A 14,582-nucleotide genomic window follows, 5' to 3' on the forward strand; every position below is an offset into this window, starting at 1 on the left:
GGCAGCGGCGAACCGACGCTGAGCCGAAGCCCTTGCTGAAATCGATCCCCTCCCTCGACCGATATATCTTCCGGCTGGTGATCCTGCCGATGCTGGGGGTTTTCGCGATCGCGGCCTCGCTGCTGCTGCTCGACAAGATGCTGCGCCTGTTCGATTTCGTCGCCGTCGAAGGCGGCCCGGTCGGCGTGGTGTTCAAGATGCTCGGCGCGCTGATCCCCGAATATGCGAGCCTGGCGATCCCGCTCGGCCTGCTGCTCGGCATCCTGCTCGCCTTCCGCAAGCTCGCGACGTCGAGCGAGCTCGACGTGATGCGCGCCGTCGGCCTCAGCTATGGCCGGCTGCTGCGCGTGCCCTATATCATCACCGCCGTGCTGATGGCGGTGAACGTGGCGTTGGTCTTCTACGTCCAGCCGGTCAGCCGCTATTACTACGAACAGCTGGAATACGAACTGCGCTCGGGCGCGCTCGGCGCCTCGATCAAGGTGGGCGAGTTCACGACCCTGGCCGACCGCATGGCCCTGCGGATCGATTCGAGCGAGGACGACGGGCGCCGGCTGCGGGGGATCTTCGCGCGGGTCGCCGACGACAAGGGACAGGTCCTGTCGATCTCCGCGGCCGAGGGCGCCTTCCTCGCCACCAGCGACAGCCCCGACACGATCATCCTGCGGCTGACCGACGGCACGATCGTGCAGGACACCGGCGAGCAGACGCCGCGCGTCCTCAGCTTCACGCGCCACGACCTGCCGATCGATCTTCCCGCGGTGGAGGAATTCCGCGCCCGCGGCGATGCGGAGCGCGAATATATCCTGCCCGAACTGCTGCGGATCGGGTGGAGCGAGAGCACGACCCAGGCGAAACGCGACGCGAGCCAGGCCAGCTTCAACTTCCGCATGGTCGAGGTGGTGATGATGGCCCTGATGCCGCTGCTGGCCGTGGCGCTGGCGATCCCGCCCAAGCGATCGACCAGCGCGCTGGGCGTCTTCGTCTCGATCGTGATGGTCGTCGCCTATCACAAGGTGAACCAGTACGGGGAGGATATCGCCGCGCTCGGCCGGTTCGATCCGATCCTCGCGCTCTGGGTTCCCTTCGTCCTCTTCGCCGCGCTGATCGTGTGGATGTACTACAAGATCGCCTACGTGCCCGGCGGGCAGCCGATCGGCGCGCTTGAAACCGCCTTCGCCAAGCTGGCGGGCCGCCTGCGCAAGCTGTTCGGCCGGCGGCGCCCGGCCCGCGCCGGCGAACCGGCCCCGGCGGAATAGGGCCCCGGCGATGCAGTTCGATTTCTTCCCCTCGCGCACGCTGACGCTCTATCTCGCGAAGCTGTTCATCGTGCGGATCGTCGCCATGCTGGCCGTTCTCGTGCTGGTGCTGATGATGCTCGACCTGCTCAGCACGAGCGGCGAAATCCTCGCCGCGCCGGGCAATGGCCAGGGCGAACTGTGGACTTACGTTACCTTGCGCGTGCCCCAGCTGGCGGCGCGTTTCCTGCCCTATTCGGTCCTGCTGGCGACGATCATCGCGCTGGTCACGCTGAACCAGAACAGCGAGGTGATCGCGATGAAGGCCGCCGGGCTTTCCGCGCACCAGGTCCTGGCCCCGCTCCTGCTGACGGCGGCGGGCGTCTCGGCGATCTCCTTCGCCTTCAACGAAACGGTCGTGACGCGCGCCACGGCGACGCTCAAGGCCTGGGAAGCCAACAATTTCGGCACCGTGCCCGAGGAGTCGGGCGTGCGCGCGAACGTCTATTTCACCGACGGGAACGACGTGCTCACCGCCGCTTCGCTATGGGGCGAAGGCGAGCACATCCGGATGCGCGGGGTTACGTGGTACCGGCGGGGCGACAACGGCGCGCTGGTCGAACAGGCGCGCGCCCAGGGGGCCCGCTACGCCGGGCCGGGCTGGCGGCTGGAACAGGTCGAGCGGTTCGATGTCGCGGCGGCCGATACCGCGCAGCTCGACAGCATGGTCGTCGCCCCCGGGCTCACCCCGACGCAGATCGCGCTCGAAAGCGTCGATCCCGATGCCCTGGGCGTGGTCGAGCTCTACCGCTCGATCGCCGCCTACGAGGAAGCCGGCCGCCAGACCGACGAGCTGCGCGCCAGGTGGTGGCACAAGTTCTCCGGCCCGCTGTCGGCCTTCCTGATGCCGCTGCTCGGCGCGATCGCCGCCTTCGGGCTCGCGCGGTCGGGCCAGCTGTTCCTGCGCGCGATCATCGCGATGGCGCTCGGCTTTGCCTATTTCGTGATCGACAACGCCGCCCTGGCGATGGGCAGTTTCGGCGGATACCCGCCCTTCCTGGCCGCCTGGGCGCCGTTCTTCCTGTTCCTGCTGGTGGGCGAGACCGTGCTCGTCCGGACCGAGGAATAACCGGCGGCCCCGGAACCTGTAGCGCGTTCGCGAGTCTAGGGCCCATCATGCCCTATGCAGGAGAATTCGACATGAAGGCACTTGCCTTGCCCGCGCTGACCGCCGGAGCGCTCGCGCTCGGCGCCTGTAGCGAAGCCAATGCCCCCACCCCGGCCGAAGACGAGACCGTGGTGGGCGAGACCGTGGCCCCTGCGCCGGAGGAAACCACGATCATCACGCAGGAGCCGGTCGGCGACCCTGACATGACCGGCGACCGGATGACGGTCGACGAGAACGGGCTCGAGGCGGACCTCGGCGACGAGAACACTCGCGTGCGCGCGGACGTCGACGGCGATCCCTCGCTGACGGTCGAAACCGACTGATCCGCACCGGCCCGCGGCACCGCTCCGGCGGCGCCGCCCGGGCGAAATGCCAGAGGGCCGCTTCCCGGTGCGGGAGGCGGCCCCTCTTTCGTTGCATTCGCGCCGGCAGATGTGCGGCGGGGCGGCGGGCGGTCAGGCGCCGGGCCGGCCCACCCGCATCGTGCTGCGCGCGATCCGCATGACCAGCGGCAGCATCCCCGGGTGGTTGGCCCCGGCATATGTCGAATCCTGCCCCAGGTGCGCGGCCAGCCGTCGATGCGCCTCGCCCAGCGAGTGATAGGGCATGCTGGGCAGAAGGTGGTGCAGCGCGTGGTAGCGCAGGCCCACCGGGGCCCAGATCGCCGCCATCCAGCCGGGCGGCGGGACATTGACCGAATCGAGGAACTGCGCGGTCACCGTCATCGGTTCGCCGTCGTTTTCCCACAAGTGCGCGACGAGCGTGCGAAGCTGGTTCAACACGGCGGTCAGCGAAAGCACGGCGAGCGCGATCAGGAGCGGGCGCCAGCCGATCGCGAACGTGCTGGCCAGCAGGGCGATGGCCCACAGGCTGCCGCCCAGTTCCTGCCAGAACACGCGCCTCGTCAGCTCGCCTTCGGGCGGCCGGCGGCGGAAATCGGGATTGATCGAAAGCGCGGAAAACCGCTCCCACACCAGCTTGCGCACCGGGGGGACAACCGCGCCCAGCGGCACCAGCACGGCGAAGCGGAACAGCAGCGCCGGCGGCGCCAGCAGGGCGATCGCGACGAACAGCGGCAGGCTCCACGGCTTCATCAGCGCCAGCGGCAGGTATTCCGGATCTTCGACCGTGCCGTAACGCGTGCGCGCGTGGTGGAGCGTGTGCACTCCTTCATACATGAACGAAGGGGTCAGCACGGGAATGCCGACGAGCAGGTTCCACGCCAGCCGGTATCCGGGCAGCGCGTCGCGGTGGATATGCGACAGTTCGTGGATGAACAGGAGCGCGCGATAGAGCGCCAGCGCCGCGACCACGCCCAGCGCGATTGCCAGCGGCACGCTGTCCACCAGGATCGCGCCCGCCAGCGCGGCATAGCCGATCCCCGCCGAAAGCAGCGTGTCGGTCCAGTAGATCGCGGGCCGCGCAACCGCGATGTCCTTCGTCAGGTCGCGGGCGGCGCGCAGCATCGCCTTGTCGTCGGCAATCGCGGCCTTCGCCCCGGCGCGCGGGGCGGCAGGCGGCACGGTGCCGGCGGCAGGCTCGATCGTCTGTTGCAGGTTCATGGTCATTGGTCCCGGGAGAATGCGCCTACAGCAAAACGGCCGCCGAAGGAACAATCCGCCGCCATCGCGGCCGGTGCGGCGGCCCTGCCATCGCTGTTGCTTGACAAGGCGCGACAAGCACAGACAGGGCTAACCCAAGCTGAACAGGATAGCCCGTGACAGACACCGAAATAGTGATCGAGGCGGTCGAGGGCAAGGCGGGGCGCGCGGCCTTCGTCGATCTCGGCCGCCGCTTTTCCGCCGAAACGCCCAATGCCGTGCCCCAGCTGCGCGGCGAGCAGATGGAACTGCTCGACCCGGCCAGGAACCCGCTTTTCGACCATGCCCGGGTGCAGCTGTTCATCGCCCGCCGCGGCGGCAGGGCGGTGGGGCGGATCGCGGCCTGCGTCGACCGGCTGATGCTGGACATGCCGGCCGAACAGGGCTTCGGCCCCGGCACCGGGATCTTCGGCTATTTCGATGCCGAGGACGAGAGCGCCGCCCGCGCCCTGCTGGCCGCGGCGGAAGGCTGGCTGCGCGAACAGGGGATGACGCGCGTGCTCGGCCCGATCTCGCTCTCGATGTGGGAAGAGCCGGGCCTGCTGGTCGCCGGGCACGACCAGCCGCCGACGGTGCTGATGGGCCATCACCCGCCCCGCTACCAGGGCTATGTCGAGAACGCGGGTTACGAAGTGGCCAAGCGTCTGTTCACTTACGCGCTCGACGTCAGCGACGATTTCCCGCCGATCGTGCGGCGCATCGTCCAGTCGGGCAAGCGCAACCCGCGCATCCGCATCCGCCCGGTGGACCACGCCAATTACACGCAGGACGTGCGCACCGTGTTGCACATCCTCAACGATGCCTGGTCGAAGAACTGGGGCTTCGTCCCCTTTACCGAGCGCGAGATCGCCTATGGCGCGAAGAAGCTGCGCCCGCTGGTGCGCGAGGAATTGACCCGCATCGCGGAGCTGGACGGACGGCCCGTCGCCTTCATGCTCGCCCTGCCCGACGTGAACGAACCGCTGGCCCGGATCGGCGGCAGGCTGTTCCCCTTCGGCTGGATCACGATGCTGCGCTGGCTGCGCAAGCCGCGCGCGCGCACGGCGCGGGTGCCGCTGATGGGCGTGCTGAAGGAATTTCACAACTCGCGCCTCGCCAGCCAGCTGGCCTTCATGATGATCAGCGAGATCCGCGAGGACACGACCCGCGCCAACGGCACCGAGCGGGGGGAGATCGGCTGGATCCTCGAAGACAACCAGGGCATGGTCGCCATCGCCGACGCGATCGAGAGCGAGATCAACCGCGAATACGCGATCTACCGCAAGTCGCTGTAGCCATTGCGGGAACCGGGCCCGCACCCGCCCCGTTTCCTGCACGGGCGCACACGGGGTGCGGCGCGGATCTGAAAGAGGACATGGGCAAGACAGGCAGGGCACCCTCGTCGGCTTCGCAGACGCCGGACATCGGCCACGTGCTGGTGGTGGAGGACGACGCGGTTCTCTCGCTCGCGATCGAGGCCGCGCTGCGCGACGCCGGCGCGCGCCGGGTGGAGATCTGCCAGACGACCGAGGCCGCGCTGGAGGCCCTGCGCCGGAGCCGGCCCGACGTCGTCGTTCTCGACGTGCAGCTGGCCGACCGCGACGATGGCTGGGCGATTGCCGAGCTGATCGACAGCGTCGGCCCCCAGCCGCCGCGAATCGTCTTTTCCACCGGCGCCCCCGATCGCATCCCGCCGCAAGTGGCCGGACTGGGCACAGTGCTCGAGAAGCCATACGACCCGCGCGACCTCGTGCGCGCGGTCGCCGCCCCGCGCCGCCGGGGCCTGCTCGATCGCCTGCGCCGCCCGATCGCCTGACCTGCCCGATCCCGCGCTTCCCTGCGCCCGTTTGCGGCCGCCCGGCGGAGCCAAAAAAAAGGCCTCCGCTCGACGTATCGAGCGGAGGCCCTTCGGGATCGTATCACCTGCCGCTTGGACGGGAGGGGGGTCTCGGCGGTGACAGTCAGATAATGACCGGCCAGAACGCTGGTTCCCGGGCCGGGTGAATTTTTTCATTTTTTCCTGCGGGGCAGGCTTTCGGTCGGCTCGCGCACCGGGCAGGCGGCCGCCAGGCGCTTGCGCGGGGGCGGCTTATCGTCCACCAGCGCGCCCGTGGAACCAAGGGCGCATGCGTGCGTTCTAGCGACGCCTCACTTCTAGGGAAGGGAATTCATGCCGCTTGGAGAACAGGTAGCCAACAATCTGCCGTACCTGCGCCGCTACGCCCGCGCACTGACTGGATCGCAATCGACCGGAGACGCCTTCGTCCGCCAGACGCTGGAAGCGGCGCTGGCCGACGAACAGCTGAAGGAATCGCTCGCCGGGGGCCGCGTGCCGCTCTACCGCGCGTTCAACAAGGTCTGGTCGAGCGCCTATCTGGAAACCACCGGCGAAGGGCCGGAAGCCGGAATGCACGAAAGCGCGGCGCACGACCGGCTGAGCGCGATCACGCCGCTCAACCGCCAGGCGCTGCTGCTGACGACGCTGGAAGACTTCAGCATCGACCAGACCGCCGAGATCATGGATCTCGACCGCGAGTCGGTCGAGAAGCTGGTCCAGGAAGCGGTCGAGGAAATCGACCGCGAATCGAGCACGAGCGTGCTGATCATCGAGGACGAGCCGCTGATCTCGATGCAGCTCGAAGACCTCGTGACCTCGCTCGGGCACGAGATCTGCGGCACCGCCGCCACCCGCACGCAGGCGCAGGAAGTCGTCGCCGAGAAGACCCCGGGCCTCGTCCTGGCCGACATCCAGCTGGCCGACGGCTCCTCGGGCCTCGACGCGGTGGACGATATTCTCGCGATCGATTCGGTGCCGGTGATCTTCATCACCGCCTATCCCGAACGCCTGCTCACCGGCGACCGGCCGGAACCGACCTACCTGGTCACCAAGCCGTTCAAGGAAGCGACGGTGCGCACCGCGATCAGCCAGGCGCTGTTCTTCAACTCCAGCCAGCCGATCGCCTGACCCGCGGCGCGGCGTCCGCAGGCCGGGCGCCGCCCGCAGGGGCGCTTCCACTGGCAGCCGGGAAACGATCGAGGCCGCGGGTTCAGCCCGCGGCCTTTTCCTTGCGCCGCGCCGCGCGGATCGCGAACTGGCTCGGCCGCCGGACCGGGATGCGCAGCGTGCAGCGCACGCCCTCGGGCGGGAATTCCAGTTCGACCCGCTCGTTCAGTTCGTGCGCGACGATCTTCTCGATCAGGTCGAGGCCGAAGCCGCGCCACTCGGGCCGGCCGGACAGGCGCGGACCGCCGGTTTCCACCCATTCCATCCGCACGATGTTCTTGCCTTCCAGCTCCCAGCGCACCGAAACGCGCCCTTCGGGCACCGACAGCGCGCCGTATTTCGAGGCATTGGTCGCCAGCTCGTGAATCGCCAGGCCCAGCGTCAGCGCGTCGCCCGGGGCCAGTTCCACTTCCGGCCCGTCGACCGAGAAGTCGGCCCCCGAATCGTGGACGTGCGGGGCCATTTCGGCCGCCACCACCGCGCGCACCGGCGTGGTTCCCCACTCAGACTGCGTGAGCAGGTCGTGGGTGGCGGAGATCGCGCGGATGCGGCCATCCAGCCCGTCGGCGAACTCGTCGAGCGATTCGGACCGGCGGCGGGTGAGCGCGACGATCGAGAGAATGTTCGCCAGCGTGTTCTTGACCCGGTGGTTCAGCTCGCGCGTCAGCGAGTTGCGGATCGAATCCTGTTCTTCGAGCCATTCCAGCTTCAGCTGGTCCTCGCGCGTTTGCTGCGTCACCAGGCGGGCGACGACCAGCAGGAGGCTGGCGACCAGCAGGCCGAACAGCAGGGTTACCATCGACAGCGTCGAGAGGCTGGCGGCCGCGGGCGAGGCGACTTCGACCACCATTGGCCGGTTGGCGATCGTGATCCTTTGCTGCACCGACTTGCCCGAGCCGGCATCGGGCGCGATCTGCGCCAGCAGCCGGTCGGGCGTCGGCTCGCCGTCGTAGAGGCGCACGCCGCGCTCCCCCGCGTCGGCCAGTTCGAGCGCGGAGGCGAGGAAGTTTTCCGCGTTGAAGGGGCTGTAGATGAAGCCGCGCAGGCTGCGCTGGCTCAGGTTGCCGCGGAACACCGGCATGTAGACGATGAAGCCCGGCATCTGCGGCCCGTCGCGATAGGCGAGCTGGACCTTGCCGCTCGCGGTCGGCTGGGCGGTCGTCTCCGCCTCCTCCATCGCGGCGCGGCGCACCGGCTCGGAAAACATGTTGTACCCCAGCATCCGGCGATTGCGATCGGTGTCCGGGCGCAGGAAGGTGACCGGGACGACACGGCCGGTCATCGCGCCGGGAACGGGCCAGATCTGGACCGGGGCCGGCTCGGCGCCCGTGGTCGCCCCGGCCGCGGGTGGCGCGGCAGCGGCGGTATCGGCGGGCGGCCCGGGCGCTGCGGTCGAACCGGCGGGATCGCGGCCGGTGCCGGCTCCCTGTTCGCCCTCGATCGCGTCGCCCTCGATCGCGTCGTCGGGCGCGTCGTCGGGCGCGGCGGCGGGTGCCGGCGGGTTGGCGCCGGCGCGGAACTGGTCGAGTTCGTAGGATCGCAGGTTCTGCGCCCAGCCGATCCCTTCCGTGCCGCGATAGTCGAAGTCGAGCTGCAGCTCGGACACGAAACGGTCGAACAGCGTCTCGTCCACCCGGTCCACCGCGGCGAACATGGCCGCGCCCGCGCGCAGGTAGGCGGAATTGGCGCTGGCCCGCCGTTCGAGGGCGGAGGCGACCGCGCGCGCGCGTTCGTTGAGGCGGGCGGATTCGCGCTGCGCCTCCCCCCGCTCGATCGCGAAGACACTGAGCGCGGTGATCGCGGCGATCAGCAGGAAGATGGCGACCGGCGCGGCGCGCGGATACTCTACCAGCCAGCGGCGACTTCTTCCCCGTCGAGACGCGTTAACTGGCATCAGGCTGCGCCGCACTCCACCAAACAAACCAAGACTCACGACCGGCGGGCAACGCCCCTCCAGTTCGGGAACCAAGCACCCGCGGCTTCGTTCCCCCTGGCAGACCATAAGTTGGAAAACTGGAAAAGTCCCCGCGGGCACCGTAAGGCGCCGCCGGGGTTTTACGTATTTTTCGAAGGATTGCGAGCTTACATGCATACTGACGGGGATCGACGTAAGGGGGACGCCATCGACAGCGGGGACAGCAAGAAGAAGCGCGACAACCCGGGATGGGCCGACGGCTTGCGCCAGCTGTACGATTCGGTGGTGGAGGAGCCGCTGCCCGACAGCTTCAAGGAGCTGCTTTCGAAGCTGGACGATAAATCCTGATGGCCGGCCCCGAACGCACGGCTTCCGAGAAAGCCGATTTCAAGCGCGAGCTGACCGAAGTCGTCCCGCACCTGCGCGCCTTCGCGCGCGGCCTGTGCGGCCGGCCCGACATGGCCGACGACCTGGTCCAGGAAACCCTGCTCAAGGCCTGGGCCGCGCAGGAACGGTTCGAACCCGGCACCAGCATGCGCGCCTGGACATTCGTGATCCTGCGCAACGCCTATCTCACCGACATGCGGCGCAACCGCTTCCGCGGCGAGTACGACGAGAACGTGGCCGAGCGGCTGCTGACCCAGCCTGCGGGCCAGGAAGAGCCGATCCACCTGTCCGACATGCACCGCGCGCTCCTGACCCTGCCGCCGGAGCGGCGCGAGGCGCTGTTGCTGGTCGGCGCCGGCGGCTTTTCTTACGAGGAAGCGGCGACGATCTGCGGATGCGCGGTCGGCACGATCAAGAGCCGCGTGGGCCGCGCGCGCGCCGCGCTCAGCGCGATGTTGCAGGACGGGTCGATCCCCCAGCGTTCGGTGGAGGACGACGCGGCCCATCGCGCGATCCTGGAAGAACTCGACGACGTGGCCGCCGGCCGCGGCGAAACCTCCCCCACGCGCTAGTCGCTTGCTAGGCCGGGCGCGGCGCGGCTATGGCCGCCGAAATCGCAGACAGGACCCGGCAGCCGCATGACCGACAGGCCCCCCGCAGCATCTGCCGAACCCGCCGGGCGACCCGCCCGGCGGACGACGCGCGCGGCCTTCGCCGAACAGGAACTGCGCCTGATCTCGGCGCTCGTCCTGCTGATCGGGCTCGGCCTGTTCCTCGCCCTGCCCTTCGTCCTGTCGATCGGATCGGTCGTGTTCCTGCCGCTCGTCACGGCAGTGGTGCTGACGATCATCCTCTCGCCGCTGGCCGACCGCCTGGCCGGCTGGGGCCTGCCCAACGTGCTCGCCTCGCTCGTGGCGCTGGCCGCGTTCTTCGGGGTCCTGCTGCTCGCGCTGGCGCTGATCCTGCAGCCGGCGATCGCCCTGTTCGACAGCCTGCCGGCGATGGCCGACCAGGTCGCGCGCCGCTTCGGCGAGCTGCGCGACGAATTCGCCTGGGTCGCGGCCGCGAACGAGCGGCTGGCCGACCTGATGGGCCGCTCCACCTCGCGCGAGGTCGTGCTGGCCAGCCCCTCGGTGATCGAACAGCTCGCCTTCGCCACGCCCAGCGTCGTGCTCGAAGTCCTGCTGACCTTCCTGATGACGTTCTTCATGATCGAGGCGCGCGTGCGGCTGCGGCGGCACCTGCTGTTCGATCGCGCCAGTTTCGGCACCAGCATCAAGGCGGCGCGGGTCATGCGCGAGGTGCAGGACCGGGTCGCCGCCTATATCTTCACGGTCTCGTGGATCAACGCCGGGGTCGGCGTGGTCGTGGCCCTCGGCGCCTGGGCGCTGGGGGTAGAGGCGCCGGTCATGTGGGGCGGGCTGGCCGCGCTGCTCAACTTCCTGCCCTATATCGGGCCGCTGGCGATGACGGCGCTGCTGGCCCTGTTCGGGATCGGCACCGGGGATACCCTCCTGCTCGGCATCGTGCCGGCGGCGGCCTACCTCGCGCTGCACACGGTCGAATCGAACGTCGTCACCCCGTCGATCCTCGGCGCGCGCTTCACGATGAACCCGGTGATGATCCTCATCGCGCTCAGCTATTTCTCGTGGATCTGGGGCGTGTTCGGTGCCCTGCTCTCGGTCCCGATCCTGCTGATGCTGACGGCCTTCTTCGACCATGTCGGCCGGCCGAACCTGGTCGGCTTCATCTTCGGCGAGCCGCTGTTCGCGACCAACCTCATGGCGCTCGGCCAGGAAGAGGAACCGGTCTAGCCCCCGCCTTCCCCGCCGGAACGGCGCCATGCGAAAAGGCCCGCCCCGCGCACGAGCGCGAGGCGGGCCTTTCGCATTTCGCGCCCGGTCGCCGGGCGCGCGGGATCAGCCCGGGTATTTCCAGGTTTCGCCGCGGGCGAGGTTTTCCGAGGCGAAGTTCCAGTTGAGCTTCCCGCCGATCACCTGGTCGAGGTATTCGGGGCGCTTGTTCTGGTGATCGAGGTAATAGGCGTGTTCCCACACGTCGATCGTCAGCAGCGGGTTGAAATCCTGGTCCGCCAGCGTGTCGCCGTCGTGCGTTTCCTCGATCGAGAGCTTGCCGCCCTTCTCCGCCAGCCAGACCCAGCCGCTGGCGAAGTGGCCCGCGCCGCGCTCGGCCAGCTTCGACTTGAGATCGTCGAGCGAGCCGAAGGCATCGTCGATCAGCGAGGCCAGCTCGTCCGAAGGCGAGCCGCCTTCGGGCGACAGCGAGTGCCAGTAGAACCCGTGGTTCCAGCTCTGCGCCGCGTTGTTGAACAGCCCCTGGTCGCTGCCGCGGGCCGCGGCGACGACGTCTTCCAGCGGCTTGCCCTCGAGGTCGGTGCCCTCGATCGCCTTGTTGGTCTTGTCCAGGTAGGCCTGGTGGTGCTTGCCGTGGTGATAGCTCAGCGTCTCGGCCGACACGGCGGGCGCGAGGGCATCGCTGGCATAAGGCAGGTCGATCAGTTTGAAGGCCATGGATTGGTTCCCCTAAAGGTCCAGAGTTGAAGGTTCGGCTTGCCCGTCCAACGCGCGGGCCGGCCATGGGTTGCAAGATCTATACGGTTTCGTCCTCCGGGCGATCGGTCGCCGCCGCTACTGCCACATCCAGCGTCACGTTGGCGAGGGTGCGCATGATATCGGGCAGCATCTCCACCGCAACCAGCAAGGCCAGCGGTTCGATCGGCACGCCCATCGCCAGCGCGATCGGGCCGATCGAGATCACGAAGCTGATCGAACCGGGCAGGCTGACCGACCCGACCGAGATCACCAGCGCCACGGCGATGCCCGCCGCCAGCGTCGCCGGGGTCAGCTCCACCCCCGCCAGCGTGGCGACGTAGATCGCGACCGCGAGGTTCATCGCCGGGCTGGTCGCGCGGAAGATCGCCACGGCCAGCGGCAGGACGAAGTCGGCCGTGCTCTCGCGCACGCCCAGCCGCCGCGCGACCGCCAGCATGGCGGGCAGGCTGGCGAGCGAGCTCTGGGTCGAGACCGCGACCGCCTGGGCGGGAATCATCGCCCGCGCGAAGCGCAGCGGCGCGATCCCGCCGCCGAACCAGGCGAGGGCATAGCCCGCCAGAAGCACGATCGCCCCCATCGCGGACACGGCGAGGATATAGTGGACCAGCGTGGCGAAGGCCCCGCCGCCTGCGCGCGCGGCGACCCCGAGCGCGAGCGCGAAGACGCCGAGCGGCGCAATCCACAGGACCCAGCCGATGATCGTCAGCATGGCATTGGCCAGCGCGCGGAACACGCCGAGCAGCGTATCGCGCTGCGCCGCCGGCAGGCGCGCGACGGCCACGGCGAACAGCGCGAAGAAGATCGTCAGCGGCAGCATCGTCGTCTCGGCCGCCGCGGCGATGACGTTGGGCGCGATCAGCGAGGTCAGGAAATCGGCCAGCCCGGGCACCTCCTGCGGCGCGATGTCGCCGGTCTGCAGCAGCGTCCCGGCCGAAGGGGGGATCGGGAAGAGGTCGAGCAGCAGCGGCATCATCGTCGCCGCGGCGAGGCCCGAGAAGAGCAGGACCGCGAAGACCCAGCCCAGCATCCGCCGCGCCGCGCGCCCCGCGCGCGCGGCCCGGACCATCTGCGCGATGCCGATCACCAGCAGCGCGGATACCAGCGGGATGATCGTCATCTGCAGCGCCTGCAGCCACAGCGCGCCGGTCGGCTCGGTCACCGCGAGCACCGGGTCGAGCGCATCGGTCCCGGCCAGCGCCAGCCCGGCGAGCAGGCCCGCGACGAGGCCGCCGAACGTCCACCACACGGGGAGCCGGATCGCCAGGAGTTCGGTAGATTCTGCCTTTTCGACGGCCATCCGTGCGCGGGTCCCCTTTCCTTTGCCGCCTAACCGCGCCAGAAGCGGCTGGCAAATCGCCGGGGGGATAGAATTCGAACATGGCACGCAAGTTTTTCGGTACCGACGGCATTCGCGGGCGCACGAACGACGGCGTGATGACCGCCGCGACGGCCATGCGCGTGGGCCAGGCCGCGGGCCGCCATTTCCTGCGCGGCGACCACCGCCACCGGGTCGTGATCGGCAAGGACACCCGCCTTTCCGGCTACATGATGGAAAGCGCGCTGGTCGCCGGTTTCACCAGCGTGGGGATGGACGTGATCATGACCGGGCCCCTGCCGACCCCGGCGATCGCCCTGCTGACGCGCGAGATGCGGGCCGACCTGGGGGTGATGATCTCCGCCAGCCACAACCCGTTCGAAGACAACGGCATCAAGCTGTTCGGCCCCGACGGCTTCAAGCTCTCGGACGAGGACGAGGTCGCGATCGAGGCGCTGCTCGAAGCCGATCCGCCGCTCGTCGCCGCGCCGATGATCGGCCGCGCCCGCCGGATCGAGGACGCGCGCGGCCGCTATATCCACGCGGTCAAGCAGTCGGTGTCGAACCAGGTCCGCTTCGACGACCTGAAGGTCGTGGTCGACTGCGCCCACGGCGCGGCCTACCAGGTCACGCCCTCGGCGATCTGGGAACTGGGCGCGGACGTCGTGACGGTCGGCGTCGCGCCCGACGGCACGAACATCAACGACGGGGTGGGTTCGACAGCGCTCGAGGCGGTGCGGGCCGCGGTCGTGCGCGAGAACGCCGATATCGGGATCGCGCTCGACGGCGATGCCGACCGCCTGATCGTGATCGACGAACGCGGCCGCACGGTCGACGGCGACCAGATCATGGCGCTGATCGCCACCCGCCTCGCCCACCGGCAGGCGCTGCGCGGGGGCGGGGTCGTGGCCACCGTCATGTCGAACCTCGGGCTCGAGCGCTGCCTGGCAGACCAGGGCCTCTCGCTCGAACGGACCAAGGTGGGCGACCGCCACGTCCTCGAACGGATGCGCCAGGGCGGGTTCAACGTCGGCGGCGAGCAATCGGGGCACATGATCCTGCTCGATCACGCCACCACGGGCGACGGCACGGTCGCCGCGCTCCAGGTGCTGGCCAGCCTCGTGCGCGCGGGCAAGCCGGCGAGCGAGCTGCTGCACCAGTTCGAGCCGGTTCCGCAACTGCTGAAGAACGTGCGCTATTCGGGCGGCGCCCCGCTGGAGGCGGAAAGCGTCAAGGCCTGCATCGCCGACGCCCGGGCCGAGCTGGAGGGCAGGGGCCGCGTGGTCATCCGCGCTTCGGGCACCGAGCCGGTGATCCGGGTCATGGCCGAAGGCGACGATGCGGCCCAGGTCGAACAGGTCGTGGACCGGATCTGCGCCGCCGTGAAGGCGGCGGCCTGACG

14 protein-coding genes are annotated in these 14,582 nt (G+C 69.3%); 10 read left to right on the forward strand and 4 right to left on the reverse strand.

Going from position 1 to position 14,582, the window contains the following annotated elements:
* The first annotated feature begins 35 nt into the window (after positions 1–35).
* From lptF to T8T98_RS12385, 3 genes are all read left to right on the forward strand, one after another.
* Positions 36–1,259 carry an LPS export ABC transporter permease LptF gene (gene lptF / locus T8T98_RS12375; protein WP_251106045.1) on the forward strand — a complete coding sequence of 408 codons (1,224 nt, stop codon included), beginning with the start codon at positions 36–38 and terminating at the stop codon, positions 1,257–1,259.
* Between the two features lie 10 nt (positions 1,260–1,269).
* Positions 1,270–2,367, forward strand: a complete 1,098-nt coding sequence (gene lptG / locus T8T98_RS12380; RefSeq protein WP_251104969.1) for an LPS export ABC transporter permease LptG — start codon at positions 1,270–1,272, stop codon at positions 2,365–2,367.
* Positions 2,368–2,438: 71 nt separating this feature from the next.
* Complete coding sequence (locus T8T98_RS12385) at positions 2,439–2,729, forward strand: hypothetical protein (RefSeq protein WP_251104968.1); 291 nt, start codon at positions 2,439–2,441, stop codon at positions 2,727–2,729.
* Between the two features lie 132 nt (positions 2,730–2,861).
* Here the strand turns inward: T8T98_RS12385 and T8T98_RS12390 are convergent, their stop codons facing one another.
* A complete protein-coding gene (locus T8T98_RS12390) occupies positions 2,862–3,968 on the reverse strand; it encodes a fatty acid desaturase family protein (RefSeq protein ID WP_160734258.1) in 1,107 nt (368 codons plus the stop codon).
* A gap of 155 nt (positions 3,969–4,123) precedes the next feature.
* Between T8T98_RS12390 and T8T98_RS12395 the strand changes: the two genes are divergently transcribed.
* From T8T98_RS12395 to T8T98_RS12405, 3 genes are all read left to right on the forward strand, one after another.
* Complete coding sequence (locus T8T98_RS12395; RefSeq protein ID WP_251104967.1) at positions 4,124–5,281, forward strand: N-acetyltransferase; 1,158 nt, start codon at positions 4,124–4,126, stop codon at positions 5,279–5,281.
* Positions 5,282–5,361: 80 nt separating this feature from the next.
* A complete protein-coding gene (locus tag T8T98_RS12400; protein ID WP_251104966.1) occupies positions 5,362–5,802 on the forward strand; it encodes a response regulator in 441 nt (146 codons plus the stop codon).
* A gap of 354 nt (positions 5,803–6,156) precedes the next feature.
* The gene (locus tag T8T98_RS12405) at positions 6,157–6,951 is read left to right on the forward strand and encodes a response regulator (RefSeq protein ID WP_160734255.1); all 795 of its coding nucleotides are present in this window, start codon (positions 6,157–6,159) and stop codon (positions 6,949–6,951) included.
* 82 nt (positions 6,952–7,033) lie between these two features.
* Here the strand turns inward: T8T98_RS12405 and T8T98_RS12410 are convergent, their stop codons facing one another.
* Complete coding sequence (locus T8T98_RS12410; protein WP_322295684.1) at positions 7,034–8,884, reverse strand: CHASE domain-containing protein; 1,851 nt, start codon at positions 8,882–8,884, stop codon at positions 7,034–7,036.
* Between the two features lie 192 nt (positions 8,885–9,076).
* Between T8T98_RS12410 and T8T98_RS12415 the strand changes: the two genes are divergently transcribed.
* The 3 genes from T8T98_RS12415 to T8T98_RS12425 all read left to right on the forward strand — a co-directional run bounded on the left by T8T98_RS12415 (position 9,077) and on the right by T8T98_RS12425 (position 11,106).
* The gene (locus tag T8T98_RS12415; protein WP_160734253.1) at positions 9,077–9,253 is read left to right on the forward strand and encodes a NepR family anti-sigma factor; all 177 of its coding nucleotides are present in this window, start codon (positions 9,077–9,079) and stop codon (positions 9,251–9,253) included.
* On the forward strand, positions 9,253–9,864 hold the full coding sequence (locus tag T8T98_RS12420) for a sigma-70 family RNA polymerase sigma factor (RefSeq protein WP_251104965.1): 612 nt from the start codon (positions 9,253–9,255) through the stop codon (positions 9,862–9,864). The genes T8T98_RS12415 and T8T98_RS12420 overlap by 1 nt, the downstream gene beginning before the upstream one ends.
* Before the next feature lie 66 nt (positions 9,865–9,930).
* Complete coding sequence (locus tag T8T98_RS12425) at positions 9,931–11,106, forward strand: AI-2E family transporter (protein WP_160734251.1); 1,176 nt, start codon at positions 9,931–9,933, stop codon at positions 11,104–11,106.
* 105 nt (positions 11,107–11,211) lie between these two features.
* Here the strand turns inward: T8T98_RS12425 and T8T98_RS12430 are convergent, their stop codons facing one another.
* Complete coding sequence (locus T8T98_RS12430; protein ID WP_251104964.1) at positions 11,212–11,823, reverse strand: superoxide dismutase; 612 nt, start codon at positions 11,821–11,823, stop codon at positions 11,212–11,214.
* A 79-nt stretch (positions 11,824–11,902) separates the two neighbouring features.
* Positions 11,903–13,162 carry a dicarboxylate/amino acid:cation symporter gene (locus T8T98_RS12435; protein ID WP_251104963.1) on the reverse strand — a complete coding sequence of 420 codons (1,260 nt, stop codon included), beginning with the start codon at positions 13,160–13,162 and terminating at the stop codon, positions 11,903–11,905.
* 80 nt (positions 13,163–13,242) lie between these two features.
* Here T8T98_RS12435 and glmM point away from each other — a divergent pair, with 80 nt between their 5' ends.
* Positions 13,243–14,580, forward strand: a complete 1,338-nt coding sequence (gene glmM / locus T8T98_RS12440; protein ID WP_160734248.1) for a phosphoglucosamine mutase — start codon at positions 13,243–13,245, stop codon at positions 14,578–14,580.
* The last annotated feature ends 2 nt before the right edge of the window (positions 14,581–14,582 follow it).

The sequence above is a fragment of the Pelagerythrobacter marinus genome, from assembly GCF_034375205.1.
Classification (GTDB): domain Bacteria; phylum Pseudomonadota; class Alphaproteobacteria; order Sphingomonadales; family Sphingomonadaceae; genus Pelagerythrobacter; species Pelagerythrobacter marinus.